This window comes from Umezawaea sp. (assembly GCF_057122925.1).
The window spans coordinates 1-24,343 of the sequence record NZ_DBNGPQ010000086.1 but is presented as its reverse complement, the minus strand read 5'-3'; the positions used below and the strand labels follow the sequence as shown (position 1 = coordinate 24,343).

Sequence of the window (24,343 nt, the reverse complement as noted above, 5' to 3'; positions counted from 1 at the left end):
GACCTCCGCCAGCTCCCAGCCCGCCGCGATCTTCGCCGGGTCGGCCGGGGTGAACGCGGTGATCTGGTAGCGCTTGCCCGTCGTCGTGGACAGCGCGTCGAGCTGCTTGCGGAACTCGGCGATCAGCAGCGTGTTGTTGACCTTGTCGGCCGGGCTGACGTGGTTGCCCGCGTGCCCCTCCGCGCGGGCCACTCCCGGTCCAGGTCGATGCCGTCGAAGATCCCGGCCGCGCTGCCCGGCCCGCCGGCCGCGTTGTGCACCGGCAGGTTGCCCTTGATGTAGACGTCCAGGCAGGAGGCGACGAACTTCTTCCGCGACGCGTCGGTGGCGGCCACGTCGGAGAAGCACTTCGCGTACGTCCAGCCGCCCAGTGAGATCAGCACCTTGAGGTTCGGGTGCTCGGCCTTGAGCTCGCGGAGCTGGTTGTAGTTGCCGCGCAACGACTCCCAGCCCGTGTCGGCGACGCCGTCGACGGACTGGGCCGCGGCGAACGGCCTGCTGCGGTCGGCCTCGGCGTCACCGGCCCCGTCGCCCTGGTTCGGGTCCTGCGGGTTGGCGCTGGTGCCCTTCGTGACGTCCTGGAGGCACGTCAGGTTCACCGGGTCGATGTTGCCGAACGCGTAGTTCAGGTGGGTCATCTTCGCCGCGGAACCGCTGGTGTCCAGGTTCTTCACGAAGAACTGGCGGCCGTAGATCCCCCACCGCACGAAGTAGCCGACCCTGGCGTAGCCGCTGCCGACCACGTCGGCCGTGGACACCCGCAGGCCCGCCGTGACCGCGGAGGTGTTGTCGTGCAGGTCGCGGGCCCGGACGGTGAACGTGTAGGCCGTGGACGGGGAGAGCCCGGTGACGGTGGCGGACGTGCCCGCCACCGTCGAGTTCAGCACGCCGTCGACGAAGACGTCGTACCCGGCTACCCCGCGGTTGTCGGTCGACGCGGTCCACGCCAGCGACACGCTCGTCGAGTCGACGGCCGTGCCGCGCAGCCCGCCGGGCGCGCTCGGCGCCTGGGTGTCGTCGCCAGGGTTGTTGGTGGTGACGGTCAGCGCGGCGCTCGCGGGACCGCGGTTGCCCCTGCTGTCCTTGGCGCGCACCGTGAACGAGTACGCGGTGTCCGGGCTGAGGCCGGTCGCGGTCGCGCTCGTGCCGGTGACCGCGGCGACCAGCGACGTGCCCCGGTAGACCTCGTACCCGCCCAGCGGCAGCGATCCCGGCGTCGCCGCGTCCCACGCCAGCGACACGGTCCGCGTGGTCCTCACCGGCGACCGCAGGTTCGCGGGCGCGGTGGGCGGGGTGTCCGCGCCGCCGTCGCGGCGGACGTCGTTGACCCGGCAGCCCGTCGGTTCGACCGCGGAGCTGAGGGTGAACGTCGGGCTGTACGGCTCGGTCGACCCGCGGGCCGCGACGCTCTTGTTGTGGTGCAGCGGGATCAGCGTGACGGTCCGGCCGCTCTGGCTGATCGTCGAGTGCTGGGCGCCGGTGGCCGTGACCCTGGGGGCAGGTCGAAGACGATCGACCACGAGGCCAGCGCCGCGTCGGTGTTCTTCCCCGCGCCGACGGTGTTGATGTAGTGGGCGGGGGTCTGCGTGACCCTGGTGCCCGCTTGCGTCGTCGTGGCGTTCTGGGCGCCGCTGACGGTGACCCCGGCGGGCAGTTCGACCGTGATCGACCACCCGGTGACGGCGGTGGTGGCGGAGTTGGTGACGACGACCTTCGCCTGGGTGCCGGTGCGGGTGACCGCGGCGGTGAGGCCGGGTGCGGCCTGGGCGGGTGGGACGACAGCGGTCGCGGAGGTGGCTGACGCCACCAGCGCGATGACGAGACGACGCACGGGTGTGCTCCTCGACCTTCGAGAACCACGGCGGCCCGTCCCCGACGGTAGGTGACCCGCGTCACCGGAACAATGGGTCTAGACCAAGTTGGGCCTGAGGGCGGAACTCCAGCGGGACGCCTGGTCTTGCCTGCGCCAGCAGCGGGAGCACCCCGGCGGGCACGACGCCGATCACCGGGTAGCCGCCCGTGGTCGGGTGGTCGGCGAGGAACACCACCGGCTGGCCGTCCGCGGGGACCTGCACGCCGCCGGTCGGGATGCCCTCGCTGGGCAGCTCCTCGCCGAGGAAGGCCTCCGTGCGCTCCAGGGCCGTGCCGGTGAGCCGCACGCCGACGCGGTTGCTCTTCTCCGACACCGTCCACCGCCCGGCCCGCAGCTGCCCCGCCGGGTCGCCGAACCAGTCGTCGCGCGGCCCGAGCAGCACGGGCACCACCAGCGCGTCCGGCACCCGCGTCGGCACCAGCACGTCCGCGCCGACCGCGGGAGCCGTCACCGGGCCGAGCGGCAGGTCGTCGCCGTCCCGCACCGGGTCGGGCCCGATCCCGGACAGCAGGTCGGTGGACCGGCTGCCCAGCTCGGCCGCCACGTCCACGCCGCCGGACACGCCGAGGTAGCACCGCAGGCCCCGCTCGGGCGTGCCGACCTCCAGCACGTCGCCGTCCGCGAGGTGCACCGGTGCGTGCGAGCCGACCGCGGAACCGTTGCGCAGCACGGGAACCCGCGGCCCGGTCACCGCGACGGTGCACGACGACCCGGCCCGCACCGCGAGGCCGCCGAGCAGGACCTCCAGGCCCGCCGCCGATTCCGGGTTGCCGACGAGCCGGTTCGCCAGCCGCAGCGCTGGCTCGTCGAGCGCTCCGGACGGCGGCACGCCCAGGTGCGCGTACCCCGGCCTGCCGAGGTCCTGCACCAGCGCCTGCGGCCCGGTGCGCAGCACGGTCAGCCGCCTCACCCGGCCACCTCGAACCGCACGCGGTCGCCGGGGGCGAGCAGCGCGGGCACGTCGCGGCGGGCGTCGAACAGGGTGGTGTCGGTGCGGCCGAGCAGCCGCCAGCCGCCGGGCGTGGCACGGGGGTAGGCGGCGGTGAACTCGCCCGCGATGGCCACCGAACCGGCGGGCACCTTCGTGCGCGGGCTGTCCAACCTGGGCTGCCGCAACGCTTCCGGCAGTCCGACGAGGTACCCGAAGCCGGGGGCGAACCCGCAGAACGCGACCTCGTACTCCGTGCCCGAGTGCAGCGCCACGACCTCGGCCTCGCTCATCCCGGCCGTGCGCGCGACCAGTTCCAGGTCCGGTCCGTCGTAGTGCACGGGGATCCGCACCTCCCGCGACCCGACCTCGGCCGGACGGCTCAGGTCGACCTCGTCCAGCACCCGCCGCACCGGGGCGAGGTCCGTGCCCGGCCGGACCGAGACGAGCACCGTGCGCGCCGCGGGCACCAGTTCCACCAGGTCCGGGAGGTCGGCCGCCCGCACCGCCGCGCGCACGGCCGACACCTCGTCGAGCGAGTCGACCTCGACCAGCACGGCGTCCGGACCGCATCTCCGCAGGCGCATGTCCTCCATCGTACGGCCTACATGAGGATTGTTGAACAATCTCTCAAGGCTTCTCGCTGCGCCGCCGTGAGCCGCTCGGGTCTCGCGGTGGCCGCGTACTCGCCGGACCCGACGTGGCGCACGGCGACCGGATCCGTGACGTCCGGCCGCGCCTCGGCGTCGCGCAGCGCCCCGGCGACCCGGTCGACCGGCCACCCGAGCGCGCGGGCCACCCGCTCCGCGGTGCACGGCCCGGCTGCGTGGACGAGCGCGGCGGCGACCGTCAGCGCGTCCTCCGCGCCCTCGGGGCCGCCCGCCATGTCCTCGCCGAGGCGCGCGAAGAACTGGCGCATGTGGTCGAGCCGCGCGCCGGTGGGCGTGGCGACGTCGAAGACCTCCACCCCGCGCCGGGCCGTCTCCGCGAGCGCCGTGTTCGTCCTGGCGCTCGTCAGCCACGTCCGCAGCCACAGGTCCTCGTCGATGAGGTACCGCTCATGACGCCCCTCCCGCTCCCGTCGCACCAGGTCGAGGCCTTCGAGGTAGCCGACCGCCTTCGACACCGACGCCGGGCTCACCCGCAGCCCGCCGACGAGGTCGGCCACCGTCAGGGCGCCCGCGTCGGTCGTCACCAGCGCGGCGAACACCCGTGCGGCCATCCTCGGCACCCCGGTGCCGACCAGCACCGCCGCGAACTCCTCCGCGAAGCGCCGCGCCGCGGCGGGCGTCGTGGCCGCGGGCACCGCCATCGACGGCCTGCGGCGGGCCCGCCGCCCGGTCGCCCGGTGCGCCCGATCCGCCCGGTAGTCCGCGCCGCCGCCGTTGCGGGACACCTCGCGGCTCACGGTCGACGTCGGCCTGCCGAGCTTCCTGGCGATCTCGGCGTAGCCCAGCCCGTCGGCCAGACCGGCCGCGATGCGCCTGCGCTCCTGGCTCGTCAACCTTCCACCCGGCATGTCCGCAGTGTGCATTAGCCGCCAGTTGATTGCAACGAAAGAATTGCGTTCACCGGCATCGTCATTGCACCAAATCCCAGGTGGGTGGCGTCAATGTAGATTGACGTACCTTTTCTGTGGTCGTAGCGTTCGCGACATGGTGAAGGTTGGGGAAGAGCTGGTGCTCGACGTCGAGGGCCTGCGGATGCGCTACGGCACGACCGACGTCCTGCACGACGTGACGTTCCGGGCCCGCCGCGGCGAGGTGCTGGCGCTGCTGGGGCCGAACGGCGCGGGGAAGACCACCACGATCGAGGTGCTGGAGGGGTTCCGGGCGCGGTCGGCGGGCCGGGTCGAGGTGCTGGGCGCGGACCCGGAGCACGCCGACGAGTCGTGGCGAGCACGGGTCGGCGTCGTGCTCCAGTCGTGGCGCGACCACGGCAAGTGGCGGGTGCGGGAGCTGCTGGCCCACCTCGGGTCCTGCTACACCGGCTACGCCGAGCCGTGGGACGCCGACGAACTCGTCGCCGCGGTCGGGCTCACCTCCCACGCCGACCGGAGGATCCGCACCCTCTCCGGAGGGCAGCGGCGTCGGCTGGACGTGGCGATCGGCATCGTCGGCCACCCGGAGCTGCTGTTCCTCGACGAGCCGACGGCCGGGTTCGACCCGGAGGCCAGGCGCGAGTTCCACGAGCTGGTCCGGGCGCTGGACGGCACGACGGTCCTGCTCACCACCCACGACCTGCACGAGGCCGAGGCGCTGGCGGACCGCATCGTCGTGCTGGACGGCGGGCGGATCATCGCCGACGGCACGGCCGACGAGCTGGCGAAGCTGATCACCGGCGAGGACCAGGTGAGCTGGACGCACGACGGGCGGCGCCACACCCGGTCGACCACCGGGTCGACCCGCTTCGCGTTCGACCTGTTCCGCCTGCACGGCGAGGAGATCACCGAGCTGGAGGTCCGGCGCGCGTCGCTGGAGGACACGTACCTGGCGCTGGTGCGCCGTGCCGAGGAGGCGTCCCGATGACCACGACCGCACTGCGCGCGGGCTGGCACCGCGGGATCGTCGAGCTGCGGCAGTCGTTCACCAACGGCGCCGACCTGTGGGCCCACCTCTTCTGGCCGCTGCTGATGGTGGGGGTCACGTTCTACCTGCGGGACCGGACGTTCGCCGGGTTCGGGCTCGGCGCGCTGGTGCTGCCGAGCGTCCTCGGCATGAACGCGTCGATGGCGATGGTCAGCATGAGCCAGCAGCTCACCGCCGACCGCGAGGACGGCACGCTGCTGCGGGCCAGGGCGACGCCGAACGGACTGGTGGTCCACCTCGTCGGCAAGATCATCTCGGTGTCGGGCGGACTGGTCGCGGACCTGGCGATCTTCCTGGTCCCCGCGCTGCTGCTCGTACCGGGCCTGTCCGTCGAGGCGGCCTCGTGGCCCACGCTGGCCTGGGTGCTGCTGCTGGGGCTGGCCGCCGCCCTGCCCATCGGAGCCGTGCTCGGCTCGGTGTTCACCAGCACGCGCGGCCAGAGCCTGCTGACCCTGCCGATCCTCGGCCTGATCGGCGTCTCCGGCATCTTCTACCCGGTCACGGCCCTGCCCGAGTGGGTCCAGGGCGTCGCGCAGGCGTTCCCGGTCTACTGGATGGGCCTCGGGATGCGCTCCGCGCTGCTGCCGGACAGCGCCGTCGTGGTCGAGATCGGCGAGTCCTGGCGGCACCTGGAGACCGTCGGGGTGCTCGGCGCGTGGACCGTCGCGGGTCTGCTGGTGGCACCGGTGGTGCTGAGGCGCACGGCCCGTCGCGAGTCCGGTTCCAGCGTCGCGGGGCGGCGGGAGAAGGCGCTCCAGCGGATCGGCTGAACCGCCCGCGCCCGACCCACCGGTTTGCTGTACTCGTGGGGTGGAGATGGAACTGGCGTACGACCACCTCGGCAGCCGCCTGCGCCGCATCGGGGAGGTCGAGTTGACCTACGGCCGGTGGGGCAGCAGACCCCGGTCGATCGGCTCCTGGGCCCTGACCTACGACTACCTCGGGAGCAGGCTGCGGTCCATCGCGGGCCACGCGGTCGAGTACGAGCGCTGGAGCGGGCGCTGCCGCTCAGCGGGGACGTGGGAGCTGGAGTACGAGCGCCTGGGCACCCGGCTGCGCCGGATCGGGCCGTACGAGCTGGTCCACGACCAGCTCGGCACCCGCCTGCGCTCGGTGGGGCCGCTGGTGCTGCGCTACGACCTGCTCGGCAGCAGGCCCGCCGGGGTGGAACTCCCCGACGGGTCCGCGGCGTTGTCGGACGACGACCTGATGGCCCTGTTCCTCGCGCTCCACCTGCGCGAGGTGGCCAACGAGGGCGGCTAGCCCGCGTACCGGGTCAGGTGCGCCGACGTGTGCGGCTGGAGGGGGTAGCCGACCATGGCCCGCTCCTCCACGTACGCGAGGTCGCCGTTGTTGACCACGCCGTACAGCCGCTGCGACGCCGTGACGTCCTTGGCGGTGGAGGTGCGCACGACCGCGTCCGTGGAGAACTCCCACGACGTCTGGTTGCGCGGCTTGCCGTAGTACAGCTCCATGATGCCGGTGTTGTGCGTCAGGAGGACCTCGATCGTGTCGTCCTCCTGCGGACGCCAGAACCCGGTCTCGCGCGCGGCGGGCCGGATCACCTCGCCCGACTCCGACAGCAGCCACGAGCGCGCCTCGTAGAAGAGGAACGGCCTGCCGTCGTGGGCGAACGTGATCTGCTGGCCGAAGCGGTACGGCCCGTCGATGCTCGGGTACACGACCTCGCCCTCGCCCCGCCACACGCCGATCAGCGGCAGCAGCGACAGGCAGCGGTCGTGCAGGTTCGGGCCCTCGCGCAGGTTGGCCGTGTCGCCGGGCACCGGCAGGTCGGCGAACTGCGGCAGGTTGCGGGCACGGGTCACCTCGGCGCGTTCGGCGGCGGCCTGCACCGCGGCGTCGCCGCTGCCCGGTTCGGGGTTGGTCGTCGTCATCAGCGCTGGTCGGAGTAGAGCCGGTAGACCACGTACGCGGCGAACCACGTGATCAGCAGCGAGACGAGGACCAGCAGCCCCGTGAAGAAGTGTTCCACCCGGCGAGTTTATCTCCCCCGCGCGGAACGAAGGGGACGGCGGTGGCCAAGGCCACCCACCGTCCCCTCCAGCCGGTGGCGCCGGGTGCGACCCCGTGCGCCCCGGAGGTGTCAGGCGACCGCGACCTCGACCGCGTGCACGCCGGGGCCCTGCGCGCTCACGAGCGCCTGGCCGTTGCCCGAGCGGTGCAGCGCCCGGATCGTCCAGTCGCCGGGGGCGGCGAAGAACCGGAAGTCGCCCTCCGGCGACGACACGACCTCGGCGGTGAACTCGCCGGTCGAGTCGAGCAGCCGCACGTACGCGCCGCCGACGGGCGCGCCCTCGGCGAACACCTTGCCGCTGAGCACCGTCTCGGTCGTCGTGTCCACGCCCGTGATGACCACTGACTGGTCCGGGGCACCGCATCCGCTCATGTTCAGCCCTCCTTGCCGCTGCCGAGCTCGACCGGCACGCCGACGAGCGAGCCGTACTCGGTCCAGGAACCGTCGTAGTTCTTCACGTCCTCGTGGCCCAGCAGCTCGTGCAGGGCGAACCAGGTGTGCGAAGAGCGCTCGCCGATGCGGCAGTACGCGATGGTGTTCTTCGAGCCGTCGAGGCCCGCCTCGCCGTAGATCGCCCTCAGCTCCTCGTCGGAGCGGAACGTGCCGTCCTCGTTGGCCGCCTTGCTCCACGGCACGTTGATCGCCGACGGGATGTGGCCGCCGCGCTGCGCCTGCTCCTGCGGGAGGTGCGCCGGGGCCAGCAGCTTGCCGGAGAACTCGTCGGGGGAGCGCACGTCGACCAGGTTCTTCGTGCCGATCGCCGCCACGACCTCGTCGCGGAACGCGCGGATCGACAGGTCCTGCTCCTTGGCGGAGTAGTTCGTCTCCGCGCGCTCGACGACGTCCTTGTCCAGCGGACGCCCGTCCAGCTCCCACTTCTTGCGGCCGCCGTCGAGCAGCTTGACCGCGTCGTGGCCGTAGAGCTTGAAGTACCAGTACGCGTAGGCCGCGAACCAGTTGTTGTTGCCACCGTAGAGGATCACGGTGTCGTCGTTGGAGATCCCCTTGGCGGACAGGAGCTTCTCGAAGCCCGCGCGGTCCACGAAGTCGCGGCGGACCTGGTCCTGCAACTCCGTCCTCCAGTCGATGCGGACGGCGCCGGGGATGTGGCCGCCCTCGTACGCGGTGGTGTCCTCGTCGACCTCCACGAACACCACGCCGGGCGTTGCGAGGTTTTCCTCTGACCATGCGGCCGAGACCAGGACGTTCTCACGGCTCATCGGAGTGGCTCCTAGGTTCTTTGATCTGTTGTCACTGGCGGGCGGGGGCGGGCGCGAGGCGGCGCAGGAGCAGGTACGCCTCGCACCCGAGGCAGAAGTTGAACACCGCGTTCAGGAGTGCCGCGACCAGCGCGAAGGACGTGGCGACGACGCCGACGCCGGTGAGGCCGGTGGCGTAGCCGATCGTGCCGACGAGCGTGAACGCGAACCCGACGCCCTGCGCGAAGCGCAGCGGAGCCGCGTCCTCCCGCTCGGCCGTCGGCGCGAGCCGGGGTGCGACGAGGAACCGGTACAGCAGGCTCCACGGGTTGAGGCTCAGCGAGACGAAGCCGGACGCGGCGAAGACGAGCGCTTGGACGGCGAGGACCGGCCACCAGCCGGTGAGCAGCACCAGCGCCAGCACGGCGGCCGTCGCGGACGCGGTGAAGCGCGGACCGCGCGGGTCTACCGGGGCGTCCTCGACCACGATGCATCTCCTGACTGGGAACCTGGACAGGGGTGTCCGTCAGGCGGTTCAGGGGCAGCCGCCCACCGCGTCGGCTAGCGGGGGACCACCGGGAACCGCCCGGTCAGCGCATCGTTCGACACAGGCTGCTGTGCACGCGGCAGAGGTCCACCGCGAGTCGCTTGGTCAGCAGCACGTACATGCCTTCGAGGGTAACCGCAGTTCTCCCATGTCGGGAGTGGTGTCCACTACTTGGAACAGGCGGATCTCACCCGTCCGCGGCAGGCGGCTGCTCCTCGGGCAGGTGACCGCTCAGAGCCGCCAGCAGCGCGTCCCGCTTCGGCACGCCGCCGACCCGCAGGATCTCGACCCCCGCCGACGTCAGCGCCAGGGTCGTCGGCGTCCGCATCACGCCCAGCCCGGCGGCCACCTCGGGCAGGTTCGTCACGTCCAGGTCCACGTGGTGCAGCCCGGCGGTCCGGTCGGCCAGGTCGGCCAGCAGCACGCGCGTCTGCCTGCACGGCGTGCAGAACGTCGTCGACAGCTGGACCAGCGTCACCGGGTCGACGGGGTGCAGCAGCGCGCGGACCGGGCCCGGCAGCGCGGGCCCGGTCGGCTTCGCGGCCCTGATCCGGCCCTCGCGGGCGCGCAGCAGCAGGCCGATCGCGCCGACCGCGACCAGCACCGCCGTCAATGCCCACACACCGGTCATGTCACCCGTTGCCCTGGTCGAGGGGGATGTTGTCCACGGTGCCCTCCACCGTGAACGCACCACTCTCCACCTGCACGGCCGTCGGCGTCACGGTGAACGGCAGCACACCGGGGTCGATCTTGATGCTGAGCGCCTGCTTGAGCTGCTGGATGAACGGCTCCAGCGACACGTCGTCGATCTTGAGCTCGTTCATCGCCAGCTCGACCTGCCCGCTGACCAGCGTCACCGTCCCGTACGCGGTGAGCGAGATCTTGCGGCCCGCCAGCGTCGTGTTGCCGGTGAGCTTCACCGCGGCGGTGGTGCGCGCCGCGGCGGTGGCCGCGGCGGGCTGCCCGGCGCGCGTGTCCGGCTCGATCGCCATGTCGGTGAACGGCGTGACCTGGTTGACCAGCCGGTTCAGGTCGTTCGCCTTGATCTTGACCCGACCCTGCACCCGGTCGATCTTCGCGCCCTTGGTGTCGCCCGCCAGCAGGTTCGACAGCTCGATGCGGGTGTGCAGCAGGTTCGCCTGGATCTCCAGGTCGCGCAGCTGGTCGCGCACCGGCACGCCCGTCGCGCTGATCTCGATGTCCTGGTAGTCGCCGTTGAGCGCCTGCGTGATGAACGGGAACCCGTTGATCCGCACCGACGGGTCCTCGGTCAGCTCCAGCTTCGTCCGCATCTTCTGCGCGACCTGGTACTCGCCCGCCGCCGCGAGCGCGAAGTCGGCGCCGACGAACAGGGCGATCAGCACCAGCACGGCGATGATCCACCTCCGGCCCCTGGACGGGCGGCGTTTCGGGGCGGTCCTGCGGGTCGGGGCGGTCGTCATGTCTTTCCTTCTCGTGTGGACGCTCGGTCGAGCCAAGCGGCGATCCGGTCCACCAGGACCGGGGTCATGGCCGTCTCCGCGTGCCGGGTGGCGGGTTCCAGCCAGAGTTCGGAGTGCCCGTTCGTCGCCCTGTGCAGCGCGACGGCGTGGTCCGGGCTGAAGTAGTGGTCGTCCTCACCATGGACCACCAGCAGTGGGGTGGGCGTGATCCGGTGCACGACCTCCAGCGGGCTCTCCGGGGGCGTCGTCCACCGGTCGCCCAGCCGCACGCCGAGCGCGCGGGCCGCCAGGCGGCCGTGCGGCTGCTCCAGCAGCCAGTGCACCCGGCGCATGGCCGTGGTCTCGCGCACCCACCACCGCGACGGCCCGCTGACGGCGGCCACCGCGTCGGGTTTGTCGGACGCCAGCGCCGCGTGCCGGAGCACGATCGACGCGCCCATCGAGAAGCCCACCGCCACGACCCGCCGGTACCCCAGGGACCGGGCCAGCGAAACCCCCGCGGCGATGTCGTGCACCTCGTCCGCGCCCACCGTGGAACGCCCGCCGGACCGTCCATGGCCCCGGAAGTCCAGCGCGACGACGCCTCCGCGCCGGGCAAATCGATTCAGCACACGGCTCACGGCGGGCTTCCGAACGTGGTTCGTGAAGCCGTGGCCGATCACGAACGCGAGATCGGTAGCGCCGTGTGCAGGGGTTATGTGCACACCGTGCAGGAGCACGCCGTCGTGTGACATGGATGTAACAAGCGTGACGCTTGTGGAAACAACTGTGACCCTGACCTGTTGACCTGGGTCTTTCGTGGATCGCACCGGTATTGTCTCCGTCATCCGCAGGCAACGGGGCCCGGTCACCGTACGCTGCTGGGCTGGTTCGGTGACCAGTCACCAGCCACTTAGGAGGGCCCGCGATGAGCATCGACGTGCTGCTGCTGACCACCGACTCAGACCCCGAGGCGGTGCTGCCCGCGCTGTCCCTGCTGCCCCACGAGGTCCGGCCGCTCCGGCCCGAGGTCTCCGCGCTCCTGGAGGCCGGGCCGCACGACGTCGTCCTGGTCGACGCCAGGACCGACCTGGCGGGCGCCCGCAGCCTCTGCCGGCTGCTCGACAGCAGCGGTGTCGACGTCCCGGTCGTCGCCGTCGTGACGGAGGGCGGCCTGGTGGCCGTCACGTCCGACTGGAGCGTCGACGAGATCCTGCTGCCGACCTCCGGCCCCGCCGAGGTCGACGCCCGCCTGCGCCTGGTGCGCTCCCGGCGCGGCACGGCGCAGACCGGGGGCGACGGCTCCATCCAGCTCGGTGAGCTCGTCATCGACGAGGCCACCTACACGGCCCGCCTCAAGGGCCGTCCGCTCGACCTGACCTACAAGGAGTTCGAGCTCCTGAAGTACCTCGCGCAGCACGCGGGCCGGGTCTTCACCCGCGCCCAGCTGCTCCAGGAGGTCTGGGGCTACGACTTCTTCGGCGGCACCCGCACGGTGGACGTCCACGTCCGGCGCCTCCGCGCGAAGCTCGGCCCCGAGCACGAGTCCCTCATCGGCACCGTGCGCAACGTGGGCTACAAGTTCGTCCGCCCCCCGCGTCCGGGAGCCGTCCGCCGGGGCGGTGTTGACCAGCACGCCGACTCAGCCGACACCACGTCCTCGATCGAGGACGCGGAGTTCTTCCGGGTCTAGCCGCCGCAGGCGCGGCGAGCCCGGTCCGACACCCCCACCCGCGTCGGACCGGGCTCGTCGTGCGTCCTCCGTCCCGGCCAACCAAGACGTCGGGAGATCCGCTTCTCGATCGCGGGCGACCCCCGACCCGGTACCGTCGCGGACGTGGCGGAACTGAGCTGGTTCACCGAGTTGTCCGAGGCCCAGGCCGACGAGGTCACCGTGGTCCTGGAAGCGGCCGAGCACACCGACGGCGTGGCCCCGGTCGGCGAGCACGTCCGCCTCAGGATGAGGCCCGGCGCCCACGGCAGCGCCCACCTCCTGGCCCGCGTGGACGGTGCCGTGGTGGGGTACGCGCACCTGGACCTGCTGGGCGACTCCGCGGGCAACCAGGTCGCCGAGTTCGTGGTGCACCCCGACCACCGCAAGCGGGGTCTGGGCGCCGAGCTGGGCGAAGCCGTGGTCGAGAAGGCCGACGGGCTGCGCGTGTGGGCCCACGGCGGCCACCCGGACGCCGAGGCGCTGGCGACCAAGCACGGCTTCCGCAAGGTCCGCGAACTCCTGCGGATGCGCCTGCGGCTGGACGCGGACCTGCCCGTCGCCGAACTCCCCGAGGGCGTCTCCCTCCGCTCGTTCGTCCCCGGCCAGGACGAGGCCGCGGTCGTCTACGTCAACCACCGGGCGTTCGACTGGCACCCCGAGCAGGGCGCCATGAGCATCGAGGACGTCGCCCACAAGGAAGCCGAGGACTGGTTCGACCCGAAGGGCTTCCTGCTGGCGGTCGACCCCGGAGGCACGCTGCTGGGCTTCCACTGGACCAAGGTCCACGACCTCGACGAGCCCCTCGGCGAGGTGTACGTGGTCGGGGTCGACCCCGACGCCCAGGGCGGCGGTCTCGGCAAGGCCCTGACGGTCGCCGGACTGCGCTACCTGAAGGACCAGGGACTACGCCAAGTGATGCTCTACGTGGAATCCGACAACGCAGCCGCTGTTCGGGTGTACACCCGGTTGGGGTTCACGCTGTGGGATGCCGACGTCCAGTACGGCCGGTAGTAGCCGGGCCGTCACTCCAGGCGAACGTGCAGGTCACGGACGTGTATCGATGAGCCTGTCCTGCTGACTGCCCTTGTCCTGTTCACCCGCCGTTCATCTCGACTAGGGAATCCGTCCACTCTCGCTGCCTACCTTCCGTAGCGAGCGGCGACGTCCGTCGCGAAACCGCGAAAGCTTCGGTAGGTGGAGGACCCTCAGGTGAAGATCCAGCGGCACGGCGCAACGCTCGGCCTCATCGCGGCCGGCGCGCTCCTGCTCACCGCGTGTGGCAGCGACAACAACGCCCCTGCGGGGTCGACGGGTGGCGCCTCGGCGGCCGCCTCGACCGAGCAGGTCGACTGCACCGGCAAGGCGAAGCTGAACGCCGAGGGCTCGTCCGCGCAGAAGACCGCGATCGAGTCCTTCGTGCAGGTCTACCAGCAGAAGTGCCAGGGCGCCGACGTCGCGTACAACGCGTCCGGCTCCGGCGCGGGCGTGAAGCAGTTCAACGCCGCGCAGGTCGACTTCGGCGGCTCCGACTCGCCCCTCTCCAAGGACAAGGGCGAGGTCGACGCCGCCGCCACCCGCTGCAAGTCCAACCCGGCGTGGAACCTGCCGCTGGTGTTCGGCCCCGTGGCGATCAGCTACAAGCTCGACGGCGTCACCGACCTCACGGTCAACGGCGAGGTCGCGGCCAAGATCTTCAACGGCACGGTCAAGAAGTGGAACGACCCGGCCATCGCCGCCCTGAACAGCGGCGCGAAGCTGCCGGACAAGGACATCACGGTCGTCTACCGCTCCGACGAGTCCGGCACCACGGACAACTTCCAGAAGTACCTGACCGCCGCCTCCAAGGGCGCGTGGACCCAGGGCGACGGCAAGGCGTTCAAGGGTGGCCTCGGCGAGGGCAAGGAGAAGTCCGCCGGTGTCGCGCAGGCCGTGGCCTCGGTCGACGGTGCGGTGACCTACGTCGAGTGGTCGTTCGCGCAGGACAACAAGCTGTCCGTGGCGAAGATCGACAACGGTGGCGGCGCGGTCGAGCTGACCCCCGAGACCGTGGGCAAGGCCATCGACGGCGCGAAGATCAAGGGTGAGGGCAACGACCTCGTCCTCGACCTGAACTCCATCTACGCCTCCACCGCCGCGGGCACCTACCCGCTGATCCTCGCGACCTACGAGATCGTCTGCTCCAAGGGCTACGACGCCGACACCGCGAAGGCCGTCAAGGCGTTCCTCACGGTCGCCGCGACCGACGGCCAGGCAGGCCTGAGCGACGCGGGCTACGCGCCGCTGCCCAAGGCGTTCCAGGAGAAGATCCTGACCGCCATCAAGGCCATCGCCTGAGGTAGCCGGCAGACTCCCGAGTCGACGCCGTCAACGCGATGAGCGACCCTGTCGTGGTCAAGCCCCCCGGGGGCACCGGTTCCGCCGGTGCCCCCAGGGGGGCAGCGGCCCACACCCCAGTGCCACCCCCGGAGGCTCCGATTCCGCCCCAAACGGAAGTCGAACCGAAGTCACCCCACGTCCGACCGGGAGACCGGATCTTCAAGGGTCTGGCGACCGGATCCGGCGTGTTCATCGTGGCCCTCATCGGGGCCATCGGCGTGTTCCTGCTCGTGCAGGCGATCCCGTCGCTCGCGCTGGACAACGTCAACTTCCTCTTCAGCCGCGAGTGGTCCACCGGCGACGTCGCCGACATGCGGTTCGGCATCCTCGACCTGTTCCTGGTCACCGTGGTGTCGGCCGCGTTCGCGCTGGTCATCGCCATGCCGATCGCGCTGGGCATCGCGCTCTTCCTGACCCAGTACGCGCCGCGCAGGCTCGCCAGGCCGTTCGCCTACGTGATCGACCTGCTCGCGGCCGTCCCGTCGATCATCTTCGGCCTGTGGGGCCTGTTCGTCCTCGGCCCGGTGCTCACGCCCATCGGCGAGTGGCTGATCTCCAGCCTCGGCTTCATCCCGCTGTTCGCCAAGGGCAACGTGAGCATCGCCCTCGGCGGCACCATCTTCACCGCGGGCATCGTCCTCGCCGTGATGATCCTGCCGATCATCACCGCCGTCAGCCGCGAGGTGTTCGACCGGACGCCCGGCCCCCACGTCGAGGGCGCCATCGCGCTGGGCGCCACCAAGTGGGAGGTCGTCCGCACCACCGTCCTGCCGTTCGGCAAGGCCGGTTACGTGAGCGCGTCGATGCTCGGCCTCGGCCGCGCGCTCGGCGAGACCATCGCGCTGACGATCATCCTGAGCGCGACCGGCTCGTCGTTCGGCTGGAGCCTCTTCGACGGCGGCGCGACGTTCGCCTCGAAGATCGCGCTGGCGGCGCCGGAGTTCAACGACCCCAGGTCCGCGGGCGCCTACATCGCCGCGGGCCTCGTCCTGTTCGTGCTGACCTTCGTGGTCAACGCGATCGCGAGGTCGATCGTCGCCGGTCACAAGGAGTACGAATGAGCACCGACACGGCCGACCTCTCGCGGTTGGCGACCCCGCCGACGTTCCAGAGCGTCAGCACCGGGCGGAAGGCGAAGAACCTCGCCGCGACCGTCCTGGTGAGCCTGGCGTTCCTGATCGCCGTCGTGCCGCTGGTGTGGGTGCTCTACACCGTGGTGCAGCGCGGCTTCCCGGTCGTGCTCAACGCCGACTGGTGGCAGAAGTCGTTGTCCGGCCTGCTGTCCCGGCAGTCCGGTGGCGGTGTCTACCACGCGATCTACGGCACCCTGGTGCAGGGCTTGGTCTGCGGCCTGATCTCCGTCCCCATCGGACTGTTCGTGGCGGTCTACCTGGTGGAGTACGGCGGCCGTTCGCGGCTGTCGAAGGCGACCACGTTCATGGTCGACATCCTCACCGGTGTCCCGTCGATCGTCGCGGCGCTGTTCGTCTACTCGCTGTGGATCACCACGTTCGGCTTCGGCCGCAGCGGGTTCGCGGTGTCGCTCGCCCTGGTGCTGCTGATGGTGCCGGTGATCGTGCGCACCACCGAGGAGATGCTCAAGATCGTCCCGGACGAGCTGCGCGAGGCGTCCTACGCGCTGGGCATCCCCAAGTGGAAGACGATCGTCAAGATCGTCATCCCGACCGCCCTGTCCGGCATCCTCACCGGCATCATGCTGGCCCTCGCCAGGGTCATGGGCGAGACCGCGCCGGTGCTGGTGCTCGCCGCGTACGCCCCGTACATCAACTACAACCTCTTCGACGGCCCGATGGCCTCGTTGCCGTTGCTGATGACGTCGGAGCGCAACAACCCCACGGAGGCGGGCTTCGACCGCATCTGGGGCGCGGCGATCACCCTTGTCCTGATCATCACGCTGTTCAACCTGCTGGCGACCGTGATCTCGCGGTGGCTCGCGCCGAAGACCAAGTGAGCGGGCGGTAAGTAGCGATGGCGAAGCGCATCGACGTCAAGGACCTCAACCTCTTCTACGGCAAGTTCCACGCCGTGCAGCAGGTTTCGCTCTCCGTGCCGCCGCGCAACGTGACCGCGTTCATCGGTCCGTCGGGCTGCGGCAAGTCCACCGTGCTGCGGTCGCTGAACCGCATGCACGAGGTCGCCCCCGGCGCACGGGTCGAGGGCACGGTGCAGCTGGACGGCGAGGACATCTACGCGTCCACGGTGGACCCGGTGCAGGTGCGGCGCACCATCGGCATGGTGTTCCAGCGCCCCAACCCGTTCCCCACGATGTCCATCCGCGACAACGTGGTGGCGGGCCTGAAGCTGGCGGGCGTCAAGAACAAGAAGCAGCTCGACGAGGTGGCCGAGCGCTCGCTGCGCGGGGCCAACCTCTGGAACGAGGTCAAGGACCGCATGGACCGCCCCGGCGGCGGCCTGTCCGGTGGCCAGCAGCAGCGCCTGTGCATCGCGCGGGCCATCGCCGTGCAGCCGGACGTCCTGCTCATGGACGAGCCGTGCTCCGCACTGGACCCCATCTCCACCTTGGCGATCGAAGACCTGATCACCGAGCTGAAGAAGGACTACACGATCGTCATCGTGACCCACAACATGCAGCAGGCCGCCCGCGTCAGCGACCAGACGGCGTTCTTCAACCTCCTGGGCGTCGGCCAGCCCGGCCAGCTCATCGAGGTCGACGACACGGAGAAGATCTTCTCCAACCCGACCCAGAAGGCCACCGAGGACTACATCTCGGGCCGCTTCGGCTGAGGCCCGCACCACCCCGGAAGGCCCGCCCGCCAGGGCGGGCCTTCCGCGTTTTCACCCGGTGTGGAACTGAGGGTTCCGCACGTCCGTCATAGCCGGGACACGGGCTGGTCCAACCGGTAGCGTGCTGGGCTGACGAGTGGGGGAACGGTGGCGATGAGTGTCGGGTCGATGCAGACCATGACGACCAACATGCGGAGCCTGAAGCAGGCGGCGGAATCAGGCGGCTTCGCCATCAGCCCCGAGGGCGCCGAGGCGTACGTGAAGGCGATCGAGGCGGCTCAGGCCGATTTGCGTGACGTCGACCAGGTGATGATCGCGCTTCAGCAACCGACCAAACTCGGGACCAGCCCCGATGGGCAGACCCTGAGCCGGTACAACCTGGAGAGCGCCACCGGCGGCGCGGGAACCGAGGGGATCATCCCCGCGGTGGAGCAGCTGAAGGCCGCGCTCGAGGATGCCAGGCTTGCGATGCAGAAGGCGGTCGACAACTACCGCGAAATCGATGAATCGCAGATGAAGTGAGGATGCAGTCGACCATGTCTCTCGTATCGCGGTCCGTCGTCTCGATCGTGGCGCTCGTTCTCGTCCTGGCGGGGTGCTCGCAGCAGGAGGGCGGCAACCCCGCTCCAGCCACGACCACGGGGATGTCGAGCACCTCCGCGGCTGAACCGACCACGCCGACCTCGTCCTCGTCCGGTGCGGGCAACGCCCTGGCGACCTTCGACGGGTGCAAGGTGCTCACCGCGGTCGCCGGGCAGTTCAGCCTGACCGACATCGAGGAGATCGCCAAGGAGCAGTGCGGTGCCAAGTACGGAGCCGTCCCGGGGGTGTCGGTCTCGCTCAGGGCTCGGCCGGACCTCGGCTACGAAGAAGCGCAGGGCGGGCCCAACGCGGAGCTCACGAACACGACCGTCGGTTCGCGCAAGGCCAAGCTGGTGAAGAAGGCCTTCTCCAGTTCTTCCTGCCTGGTCGCCGTGGAGGTCACCAGCACCTCTCGAGTGGACTTCATGTCGTCCGCGAACGCGTCCCTCGACGACGCCTGCGCCGCTGCCACGGCCGTCGCCACCGCCGTCGAACCCTCCCTGCCGAAGTAAGGACGACCCGTCATGGCACCGCCCACCACCCAGGCCGGCCCCGGTGGCGCTCCCGCGCCGAACAGCCAGGCGGGCAAGGTCACCTACGCCGGGCAGACCGAGGCCGAGCTGCGGGCCGAGTACGAGCGGGCGGTGGCGGAGAACCCCGGCTTCTTCGGACAGTTCGCCACGATCGACGACTACCTGCGGTACCAGGCGGGCGCGGCGCGGAACCAGACCCAGCAGCAGGAGCAGCTCGAACAGGTCGTGGAGTCGTACCGGCCGCCGATGTCGTCGGTCGGCTCGTACTACCTGGGCTACGACCACGCGGCGCTCAAGTCGATGGTCAACGACGACATGGACCCCGGCACGGCCGACGAGCAGGGCGAGGCCTGGACGAAGATCGGCAACACCCTGGCCGAGTTGCAGAGCGGGCTGACGGCGGCGACCGAGGCGAGCAAGGGCGCGTGGCGGGGTGAGGCCGCGGGCGCGGCGCAGGGCTACTTCACCGGTGTCGCGCAGTGGTCCGGTGACGCCGCGCAGGCCGCGCAGCTGACCGGGAACAGGCTGTCCGCCCAGCAGAACGCCGCCGAGACGGCCAAGAACTCCATGCCGGAACCGGTGAACTTCAGCACCGCCGACGCCTACAAGATGTTCTTCTCCGAGCCGAACCCGTTCAAGTGGGCCGAGACGATCGACGAGATCGAGGCCAAGTTCGAGGAGAAGCAGCAGGCCCACGAGCGGGCCGCCGAGGTCATGAACACGATGTCGGCCGGGTTCCAGGAGGCCGGTTCGACCATGCCCGCGTTCGCACCTCCGCCTCCCATGAGCGGCACCGGCGGTGGCGACGACAGCCAGCCCCCCGGCACGCCCACCGTCCCCGGCACGCCCGGTGTCCCCACCCTGCCCGGCACGGGTACCGGCACCGGCACCGGCACGGGCGTCGTCGGCCCGAGCGGCACCACCACGACCGCGGGTTTCGTCCCGCCGGGCGGTGGTGGGACGACGCCGGGTCCCGGTGGCGGCGGTGGCGGCGGTGGCGGAACCGGCGGCCCGTACCCCGGTCCCGGTTTCATCCCCGGTCCCGGCGGCTTCCCGCCGGGCGGCCGTCCGGGCACGGGCCCCGGCCGCGGCGGACCGAACGTTCCCGGCGCGGGCCGCGGCGGACCGAACACCCCCGGCGCGGGCCGCGGCGGCGGCGCGGGCGGTGGTGGCGCGGGCGGCGGAGCCGGTGGTGGTCGAGGCGGACTCGGCGGCGGCGCGGGCAGCGGCATCGGTGGTGCCGCGGCGGCCAAGGGCTTCGGTCCCGGGGGCTCGGCGGGCGCGTTCGGCGACCGCGCGGGCGGCTTCGGGCCGTCCGGGTCCGGCGGTGGCGTCGCGGGCGTGGGCGGCGCGGGTCGCGGTGGTGCGGGTGCCGCGGGCGCCGGTGCCATGGGCGGCGGCGGAGCCAGGGGCCAGGGCGGCGAGGACGCGGAGCACAAGGCGCCGTCGTACCTCGTCGAGACCGAGGACGTGTTCGGGGACGGCACGCTGGTCGCCCCGCCCGTCATCGGCGGGTGAGCGTGCACTCGTTCTCCCTGTCGCACCCGGCCGTCGACGTCCTGTGGGAGGACCTCGCCCTCGGCAGCAGGCCCTACCCGTTCGACCTGCCCTACGCGGGCCGGACCGTGGACGAGCGGCGCGCCATCCGCGCGGCCGTCTACGACGACCTCCAGTCGCGCGGCCTGGCCGCCAGGGGCCGGGTCGACGCGGAGGTCGAACGAGCGCTGACCACGTTGGTGCGCTTCGAGTTCGGCGTCACGGCCATCGCCTCGCTGGACGCCAGGGCGGTCGAGCGCCAGCTGCTCGCCCGCGGCGGCGCGGTGGGCGAGACGGCCGTGCTGGCCGTGCTCGACGAGCGGATGATGCGGATCGAGGTGCTCCGGTCGAGCGCCCTCGTCCACGCGGTCGTCAACCTCGTCCCGCCCTACCGGCCGGGGCCGGGCCAGTCGGTCGCCGTGCCGATGCCGACGAGCGCGCCGCCGCCACCACCGCGGCAGGACGACTTCGCCAACACGAGGTTCACCAGCACGATGACGTCCCGTTCGGCCGAGTCGGCGCGGAATCGGGCGCTCACCGCGGTTTTCGAGCGGCCGAGGTTGCGCGCCGGGCAATTCGGCGTCGCGGTCCGGGGGCGTCACGGCAGGGAGGCGCGGTCGCCCCAGATCGCCTGGTTCGACAACGACCAGGGCCGCTACGTCACGGTGAAGCGCCCCGGCCAGGACGGTCGGGACTGGCTCACCCAGGCACCGGCCGACAACGCCCGCATCGCGGCGCAGCTGGTGCAGGAACTGGCCGTGCTCCGGACGTGAAGAAGGGACCCCGTCGACGACGGGGCCCCTCGGTGGGTGGAGTGGTCAGATGTCCGAGTCGTCGCCGTAGCCGGGCATCCGGCCGGTGACGACGAAGACGGTGCGCTTGGCCACCGAGACCGCGTGGTCGGCGAAGCGCTCGTAGAAGCGGCCCAGCAGCGTCGTGTCGACGGCGGAGGCGACGCCGTACGGCCAGTCCTTGTCCATGATCACCGTGAACAGGTGGCGGTGCAGGTCGTCCATCGCGTCGTCCGCGTCCTCGATCGACCGCGCGCGGGCGACGTCCTGCGTGCGGATGACGACGGTGGCCTCGCGCGCCAGCTCGACCGCGATGCGGCCCATCTCGGAGAAGTACGGCTTGACGTCCTCGCCGAGCACCTGCTGCGGGTGCCTGCGCCGAGCTGCCTTCGCCACGTGCAGCGCCAGGTCTCCCATGCGTTCGACGCTCTCCGCGGCGTGGATGACCGCGAGCACCGTGCGCAGGTCCGTCGCGACGGGGGCCTGCAACGCGAGCAGCGCGTACGACTGCTCCTCGATGCTGGCGCGCACGTCGTCGACCTTCACGTCGTCGCCGATCACCTGTTCGGCGAGCGCCAGGTCCGCGTCGAGCAGCGCGGTGGTCGCGCGCTCCATCGCGTCACCGACCATGCCGCACATGTCGGCGAGCTGGTCGGCGAGCTGTCCGAGCTGGTCATGGTAGGCCTCACGCATGCCGACAGCGTACGTCGACCGTGTCGCGGCAGCGACATCGTCGAATGAACCCCGGATGAACCGATGGTGTCCAGCTCCCCTAGGCGCAGGGGTCGGCGCCACCGTTCACAATGGACAGGTCGGAGGGCGCCGAGTTCTCGCCGGCGGCCGTGTTCTGCGCGGTTCCGCCTTGCGGTGAAACAACCTTCGCGTCGAAGTTCGGACCGATGACGATCGCGACCGCGCTGCCCATGACCGCGTCGAACTGGAGGGTCGCGCCCGGCACGGCGGCGCCGAGGGTCGCCGCGGCGTCCTCACCGCCCACGCCGTACTTGATGACGGTCTTGTCGACGCGCGGGGCGTCGTCGGTCTTGACGACGTCGAAGCCCTGCTCGCTCAACGCCTCCTCGAGCCTGCCCGCGGCGCCACCCGCGTCGGGGTCGCCGTTGAGCACCTGGAGGTGCACGTCCTTCGGGTCGATGATCTTGCCCGCGCCCGGTTGCGCGGGCGGCGGCGGCGCGGACGACGTCTCGCTCTTGTCCGGCGTCTCGCCCGGCAGCGGGGTGCCCTCGATGATCGCCTTGAAGAGCCGGTCCGCCTCTTCGGGGACGAACTTCTCGATGTTGTCGTCGGTGCTGAGCGTCGGCCCCTCCTCGGTGCGGTGCGGCATCGTCACGAAGCTGACGCGCCCCGCTTCGAGGCCCTGCAACGACTGCCCGAGGGTGAGGAGCTGGGAGGCGCCCACGTTCTGGCCCTGCGTGGAGGCCGCGAAGGCGTTGATGAACGAGTTCAGCTTGCTCGGGCTGAGCAGGATCTCGTTGGACAGCGCCTTGCGCAGCAGCGAGGACAGGAACTTCTGCTGCCGGGTGATCCGGTCGTAGTCGCCCGCCACCTCGCCGACGACCTTGCGGGCCCGCACGTAGTTGAGCGCCTGGTCCCCGGAGATGTCGTACTTGCCCGCCTTGTCGAACAGCACGCCCAGCTCGCCGTCCTTCATCGGCTTGGGCACGCACACGTTCACGCTGCCGACCGCGTCGACCATGCTCTTGAAGCCGTTGAAGTCGACGCTGATGAAGTGGTTGATGTTGAGGTGGGTGATCTGGCTCATCATCGCGGTCACGCACTTCGGGCCGCCGACCGCGTAGGCCTCGTTGGCCAGCACGCTCTTCGCGGCCTCGATCTGCTCGCCGTTGTACTGACCGGTGGCGGGGTCCCAGCCCTCGCACGCGGGCCGGTCGACCTGCACGTCGCGCGGCAGCGACAGCACGACGACGCGCTTCCGGTCGGCGGGCACGTGCGCCAGCATCAGCACGTCCGAGCGGGCGCCCTGCTCCTGGTCGGCGTCGCCGACGCCGTCCTCGGGCTTGGCGTTCGCACGGGTGTCGGACCCGACGATCAGGAAGTTCTCGTCGCCGTACTGCTTCTCGGCGTCCTGCACGGCGGCGGAGTTGGAGCCCAGCGCGTCGATCTCGGTGAACTTGCTGTCCACCCACATCAGCGCGCCCCAGCCGAGGCCGGTCGACACGAAGACCAGGACGGCCGACGTCAACGAGATGATCTTGAGGATCCGGACGATCTTCGAGTGCTTCGGCGTCCGGCCGCGCGGCGGCAGGACCTCACCGTCCTCGTCGAGGACGACCGGTTCGGCGTACTCGGTCTTGTCCTCGTCCTCCTCGGCCTTCCACGGCATGAGCTTCTGCTTGCGCTCCTTGCGCTTGCGCTCCTGCTCGGCCAGCTCGTCGTGCACGGCGGAGAACCGCGCGAGCGTGTGGTCGACCTCGCGACGCTTCTTGACGTCGTCGCCGATCGCCTCCATCTCGGTGGTGAGGCTCGCCGGGTCGATCTCCTCGCGGCGCTCGGGGCCCGGCGGCCTCGGCGGCTCGACGACGTCGTTCGCGGCGGGGTTCAGCCTGCTCTCGACGGGGGGCCTGCGGGTCGGGTCCACGGGGATGCGGCGGGACCCGCTGGGGTCGTCGCCGGGCAGCGGCCGGGGGCCGCTGGAGTCGGGGCCGGGCGACGTCCGCCGGGGGTCGCCGAGGTCCGCGCCGGGCGGGATCGGGTGGGCGCCGGTCGTGGGCACCCGCGGCGGCATCGGCCGAGGACCGCTCGAATCGCCGCGCGCCGGGATCGGACGGGACCCGGTGACGTCCCCACGGGGCGGCAGGGGAGCCGCACCGGGGAGCGGGGGCGGAACAGGCCGGGGACGGCGGCCCGTGCCCTCAGCGGACGGCACAGGCGGCGGGACGGCGGGACGCGGGCGCTGGCCCGTGTGCTCACCCGCGGGAGGTCCGGCGGGGGGCGCGAGCGGTGCCGCGCGCCGTCCGGTCGCCTCGGCGGGCGGGGGTGCGGTGCGGTGGCCCTCCGGGGGCAGCGGGGGGCGCCCGGCGCCGGGGGGCAGCGGGCGCTGGCCGGTCGGCTGCTCGGGAGCGGCGCGGCGACCCGTCGGCTCGACGGGGGGCGCGGCCCGGCGGCCGGTCGACTCGGCGGACCGGCGGCCCGTGGGCTCGACGGGGGGGTCGGGGGCGGCACGGCGGCCCGTGGGCTCGCCGAACGCGGGTTCGGGCGCGGCACGGCGTCCGGTGGGCTCACCGCGCTCCGGCGCGGCGCGGCGACCGGTCGGCTCCACGGGGGATTCGGGAGCGGCCCGGCGGCCGGTCGACTCTGCCGATCGGCGGCCCGTGGGCTCGACGGGGGGTTCGGGGGCGGCACGGCGGCCCGTGGGCTCGCCGAACGCGGGTTCGGGCGCGGCACGGCGTCCGGTGGGCTCACCGCGCTCCGGCGC

General features: G+C 71.7%; 27 protein-coding genes and 2 pseudogenes. 15 read left to right on the top strand and 14 right to left on the bottom strand.

All coding sequences use genetic code 11. The features are described from left to right. From AC156L_RS19730 to AC156L_RS19715, 4 genes and pseudogenes are all read right to left on the bottom strand, one after another. Positions 1-1,831 (bottom strand): annotated as a pseudogene (locus tag AC156L_RS19730) (glycosyl hydrolase family 18 protein); the annotation flags it as partial. A gap of 61 nt (positions 1,832-1,892) precedes the next feature. Beyond that, positions 1,893-2,783, bottom strand: coding sequence for a 5-oxoprolinase subunit C family protein (locus AC156L_RS19725; RefSeq protein WP_330875725.1), 891 nt, complete (start codon positions 2,781-2,783; stop codon positions 1,893-1,895). Then, positions 2,780-3,388: a 5-oxoprolinase subunit PxpB gene (gene pxpB / locus AC156L_RS19720; RefSeq protein ID WP_330875726.1), complete on the bottom strand. Its 609-nt coding sequence runs from the start codon at positions 3,386-3,388 to the stop codon at positions 2,780-2,782. Before pxpB ends, AC156L_RS19725 begins: the two co-directional genes overlap by 4 nt. 17 nt (positions 3,389-3,405) lie before the next feature. Continuing rightward, on the bottom strand, positions 3,406-4,320 hold the full coding sequence (locus AC156L_RS19715) for a GbsR/MarR family transcriptional regulator (protein ID WP_330875727.1): 915 nt from the start codon (positions 4,318-4,320) through the stop codon (positions 3,406-3,408). Between the two features lie 136 nt (positions 4,321-4,456). Between AC156L_RS19715 and AC156L_RS19710 the strand changes: the two genes are divergently transcribed. From AC156L_RS19710 to AC156L_RS19700, 3 genes are read left to right on the top strand one after another with little or no spacing between them, the layout of a single operon-like run. Next, entirely contained in the window at positions 4,457-5,329 is an 873-nt protein-coding gene (locus AC156L_RS19710) for an ABC transporter ATP-binding protein (RefSeq protein ID WP_330875728.1), read from the top strand. Beyond that, positions 5,326-6,159, top strand: a complete 834-nt coding sequence (locus tag AC156L_RS19705) for an ABC transporter permease (RefSeq protein WP_330875729.1) — start codon at positions 5,326-5,328, stop codon at positions 6,157-6,159. Before AC156L_RS19710 ends, AC156L_RS19705 begins: the two co-directional genes overlap by 4 nt. A 40-nt stretch (positions 6,160-6,199) precedes the next feature. Beyond that, a complete protein-coding gene (locus AC156L_RS19700; protein WP_330875730.1) occupies positions 6,200-6,652 on the top strand; it encodes a hypothetical protein in 453 nt (150 codons plus the stop codon). On the opposite strand, the gene AC156L_RS19695 is transcribed toward AC156L_RS19700, so the two are convergent. The 8 genes from AC156L_RS19695 to AC156L_RS19660 all read right to left on the bottom strand — a co-directional run bounded on the left by AC156L_RS19695 (position 6,649) and on the right by AC156L_RS19660 (position 11,223). Further along, positions 6,649-7,284 (bottom strand): heme-binding beta-barrel domain-containing protein, encoded by a 636-nt coding sequence (locus tag AC156L_RS19695; protein WP_330875731.1) that lies wholly within the window; start codon positions 7,282-7,284, stop codon positions 6,649-6,651. The genes AC156L_RS19700 and AC156L_RS19695 overlap by 4 nt on opposite strands. A gap of 209 nt (positions 7,285-7,493) precedes the next feature. Then, positions 7,494-7,796 (bottom strand): DUF1416 domain-containing protein, encoded by a 303-nt coding sequence (locus AC156L_RS19690; protein WP_330875732.1) that lies wholly within the window; start codon positions 7,794-7,796, stop codon positions 7,494-7,496. Between the two features lie 2 nt (positions 7,797-7,798). After that, positions 7,799-8,644: a sulfurtransferase gene (locus AC156L_RS19685; RefSeq protein WP_330875733.1), complete on the bottom strand. Its 846-nt coding sequence runs from the start codon at positions 8,642-8,644 to the stop codon at positions 7,799-7,801. A gap of 31 nt (positions 8,645-8,675) precedes the next feature. After that, positions 8,676-9,110 (bottom strand): DUF4395 domain-containing protein, encoded by a 435-nt coding sequence (locus AC156L_RS19680; RefSeq protein WP_330875734.1) that lies wholly within the window; start codon positions 9,108-9,110, stop codon positions 8,676-8,678. A 103-nt stretch (positions 9,111-9,213) separates the two neighbouring features. After that, positions 9,214-9,291, bottom strand: coding sequence for a putative leader peptide (locus AC156L_RS19675; RefSeq protein WP_372506909.1), 78 nt, complete (start codon positions 9,289-9,291; stop codon positions 9,214-9,216). Between the two features lie 66 nt (positions 9,292-9,357). Next, complete coding sequence (locus tag AC156L_RS19670; RefSeq protein ID WP_330875735.1) at positions 9,358-9,801, bottom strand: thioredoxin family protein; 444 nt, start codon at positions 9,799-9,801, stop codon at positions 9,358-9,360. 1 nt (position 9,802) lies between these two features. Further along, positions 9,803-10,612 (bottom strand): LmeA family phospholipid-binding protein, encoded by an 810-nt coding sequence (locus AC156L_RS19665; RefSeq protein WP_330875736.1) that lies wholly within the window; start codon positions 10,610-10,612, stop codon positions 9,803-9,805. Next, positions 10,609-11,223, bottom strand: a complete 615-nt coding sequence (locus AC156L_RS19660) for an alpha/beta hydrolase family protein (protein WP_484407140.1) — start codon at positions 11,221-11,223, stop codon at positions 10,609-10,611. The genes AC156L_RS19665 and AC156L_RS19660 overlap by 4 nt, the downstream gene beginning before the upstream one ends. Between AC156L_RS19660 and AC156L_RS19655 the strand changes: the two genes are divergently transcribed. From AC156L_RS19655 to AC156L_RS19605, 11 genes are all read left to right on the top strand, one after another. Then, positions 11,167-11,343 carry a hypothetical protein gene (locus AC156L_RS19655; protein WP_330875815.1) on the top strand — a complete coding sequence of 59 codons (177 nt, stop codon included), beginning with the start codon at positions 11,167-11,169 and terminating at the stop codon, positions 11,341-11,343. The genes AC156L_RS19660 and AC156L_RS19655 overlap by 57 nt on opposite strands. A 176-nt stretch (positions 11,344-11,519) precedes the next feature. Continuing rightward, positions 11,520-12,284, top strand: coding sequence for a response regulator transcription factor (locus AC156L_RS19650; protein WP_330875737.1), 765 nt, complete (start codon positions 11,520-11,522; stop codon positions 12,282-12,284). A gap of 144 nt (positions 12,285-12,428) precedes the next feature. After that, entirely contained in the window at positions 12,429-13,316 is an 888-nt protein-coding gene (gene mshD / locus AC156L_RS19645; RefSeq protein WP_414719862.1) for a mycothiol synthase, read from the top strand. Between the two features lie 198 nt (positions 13,317-13,514). Further along, positions 13,515-14,639: a phosphate ABC transporter substrate-binding protein PstS gene (gene pstS, locus AC156L_RS19640; RefSeq protein ID WP_330875738.1), complete on the top strand. Its 1,125-nt coding sequence runs from the start codon at positions 13,515-13,517 to the stop codon at positions 14,637-14,639. 38 nt (positions 14,640-14,677) lie between these two features. Beyond that, a complete protein-coding gene (gene pstC / locus AC156L_RS19635; RefSeq protein ID WP_330875739.1) occupies positions 14,678-15,742 on the top strand; it encodes a phosphate ABC transporter permease subunit PstC in 1,065 nt (354 codons plus the stop codon). Continuing rightward, positions 15,739-16,653: a phosphate ABC transporter permease PstA gene (gene pstA / locus AC156L_RS19630; protein ID WP_330875740.1), complete on the top strand. Its 915-nt coding sequence runs from the start codon at positions 15,739-15,741 to the stop codon at positions 16,651-16,653. The genes pstC and pstA overlap by 4 nt, the downstream gene beginning before the upstream one ends. Before the next feature lie 17 nt (positions 16,654-16,670). Continuing rightward, complete coding sequence (gene pstB / locus AC156L_RS19625; protein WP_259626435.1) at positions 16,671-17,447, top strand: phosphate ABC transporter ATP-binding protein PstB; 777 nt, start codon at positions 16,671-16,673, stop codon at positions 17,445-17,447. Positions 17,448-17,615: 168 nt separating this feature from the next. Next, positions 17,616-17,969, top strand: a complete 354-nt coding sequence (locus AC156L_RS19620; protein WP_330875741.1) for a hypothetical protein — start codon at positions 17,616-17,618, stop codon at positions 17,967-17,969. Positions 17,970-17,983: 14 nt separating this feature from the next. Then, entirely contained in the window at positions 17,984-18,541 is a 558-nt protein-coding gene (locus tag AC156L_RS19615) for a DUF3558 family protein (RefSeq protein WP_330875742.1), read from the top strand. 12 nt (positions 18,542-18,553) lie between these two features. Further along, complete coding sequence (locus AC156L_RS19610) at positions 18,554-20,080, top strand: hypothetical protein (RefSeq protein WP_330875743.1); 1,527 nt, start codon at positions 18,554-18,556, stop codon at positions 20,078-20,080. Next, complete coding sequence (locus AC156L_RS19605) at positions 20,077-20,871, top strand: ESX secretion-associated protein EspG (RefSeq protein ID WP_330875744.1); 795 nt, start codon at positions 20,077-20,079, stop codon at positions 20,869-20,871. The genes AC156L_RS19610 and AC156L_RS19605 overlap by 4 nt, the downstream gene beginning before the upstream one ends. A 45-nt stretch (positions 20,872-20,916) precedes the next feature. Here AC156L_RS19605 and phoU read toward each other — a convergent pair whose 3' ends face one another. Together phoU and AC156L_RS19595 are read right to left on the bottom strand one after the other, a co-directional pair. Continuing rightward, the gene (gene phoU, locus AC156L_RS19600; RefSeq protein ID WP_330875745.1) at positions 20,917-21,582 is read right to left on the bottom strand and encodes a phosphate signaling complex protein PhoU; all 666 of its coding nucleotides are present in this window, start codon (positions 21,580-21,582) and stop codon (positions 20,917-20,919) included. A gap of 79 nt (positions 21,583-21,661) precedes the next feature. Further along, positions 21,662-23,641 carry an LCP family protein gene (locus tag AC156L_RS19595; protein ID WP_484407138.1) on the bottom strand — a complete coding sequence of 660 codons (1,980 nt, stop codon included), beginning with the start codon at positions 23,639-23,641 and terminating at the stop codon, positions 21,662-21,664. Between the two features lie 273 nt (positions 23,642-23,914). On the opposite strand from AC156L_RS19595, the pseudogene AC156L_RS19590 reads away from it, so the two are divergent. Next, positions 23,915-24,343: pseudogene (locus tag AC156L_RS19590) on the top strand (hypothetical protein); the annotation flags it as partial.

What these genes read in the sequence shown, in the direction of transcription:
- pxpB (WP_330875726.1), bottom strand. Translation starts at nt 3,388, where the DNA reads ATGCGCCTGCGGAGATGCGGTCCGGACGCCGTGCTGGTCGAGGTCGAC.
- AC156L_RS19715 (WP_330875727.1), bottom strand. Translation starts at nt 4,320, where the DNA reads ATGCCGGGTGGAAGGTTGACGAGCCAGGAGCGCAGGCGCATCGCGGCC.
- AC156L_RS19710 (WP_330875728.1), top strand. Translation starts at nt 4,457, where the DNA reads ATGGTGAAGGTTGGGGAAGAGCTGGTGCTCGACGTCGAGGGCCTGCGG.
- AC156L_RS19705 (WP_330875729.1), top strand. Translation starts at nt 5,326, where the DNA reads ATGACCACGACCGCACTGCGCGCGGGCTGGCACCGCGGGATCGTCGAG.
- AC156L_RS19695 (WP_330875731.1), bottom strand. Translation starts at nt 7,284, where the DNA reads ATGACGACGACCAACCCCGAACCGGGCAGCGGCGACGCCGCGGTGCAG.
- AC156L_RS19690 (WP_330875732.1), bottom strand. Translation starts at nt 7,796, where the DNA reads ATGAGCGGATGCGGTGCCCCGGACCAGTCAGTGGTCATCACGGGCGTG.
- AC156L_RS19685 (WP_330875733.1), bottom strand. Translation starts at nt 8,644, where the DNA reads ATGAGCCGTGAGAACGTCCTGGTCTCGGCCGCATGGTCAGAGGAAAAC.
- AC156L_RS19675 (WP_372506909.1), bottom strand. Translation starts at nt 9,291, where the DNA reads ATGTACGTGCTGCTGACCAAGCGACTCGCGGTGGACCTCTGCCGCGTG.
- AC156L_RS19670 (WP_330875735.1), bottom strand. Translation starts at nt 9,801, where the DNA reads ATGACCGGTGTGTGGGCATTGACGGCGGTGCTGGTCGCGGTCGGCGCG.
- AC156L_RS19665 (WP_330875736.1), bottom strand. Translation starts at nt 10,612, where the DNA reads ATGACGACCGCCCCGACCCGCAGGACCGCCCCGAAACGCCGCCCGTCC.
- AC156L_RS19655 (WP_330875815.1), top strand. Translation starts at nt 11,167, where the DNA reads ATGGCCCCGGAAGTCCAGCGCGACGACGCCTCCGCGCCGGGCAAATCG.
- AC156L_RS19650 (WP_330875737.1), top strand. Translation starts at nt 11,520, where the DNA reads ATGAGCATCGACGTGCTGCTGCTGACCACCGACTCAGACCCCGAGGCG.
- pstC (WP_330875739.1), top strand. Translation starts at nt 14,678, where the DNA reads ATGAGCGACCCTGTCGTGGTCAAGCCCCCCGGGGGCACCGGTTCCGCC.
- pstA (WP_330875740.1), top strand. Translation starts at nt 15,739, where the DNA reads ATGAGCACCGACACGGCCGACCTCTCGCGGTTGGCGACCCCGCCGACG.
- pstB (WP_259626435.1), top strand. Translation starts at nt 16,671, where the DNA reads ATGGCGAAGCGCATCGACGTCAAGGACCTCAACCTCTTCTACGGCAAG.
- AC156L_RS19620 (WP_330875741.1), top strand. Translation starts at nt 17,616, where the DNA reads ATGCAGACCATGACGACCAACATGCGGAGCCTGAAGCAGGCGGCGGAA.
- AC156L_RS19615 (WP_330875742.1), top strand. Translation starts at nt 17,984, where the DNA reads ATGTCTCTCGTATCGCGGTCCGTCGTCTCGATCGTGGCGCTCGTTCTC.
- AC156L_RS19610 (WP_330875743.1), top strand. Translation starts at nt 18,554, where the DNA reads ATGGCACCGCCCACCACCCAGGCCGGCCCCGGTGGCGCTCCCGCGCCG.
- phoU (WP_330875745.1), bottom strand. Translation starts at nt 21,582, where the DNA reads ATGCGTGAGGCCTACCATGACCAGCTCGGACAGCTCGCCGACCAGCTC.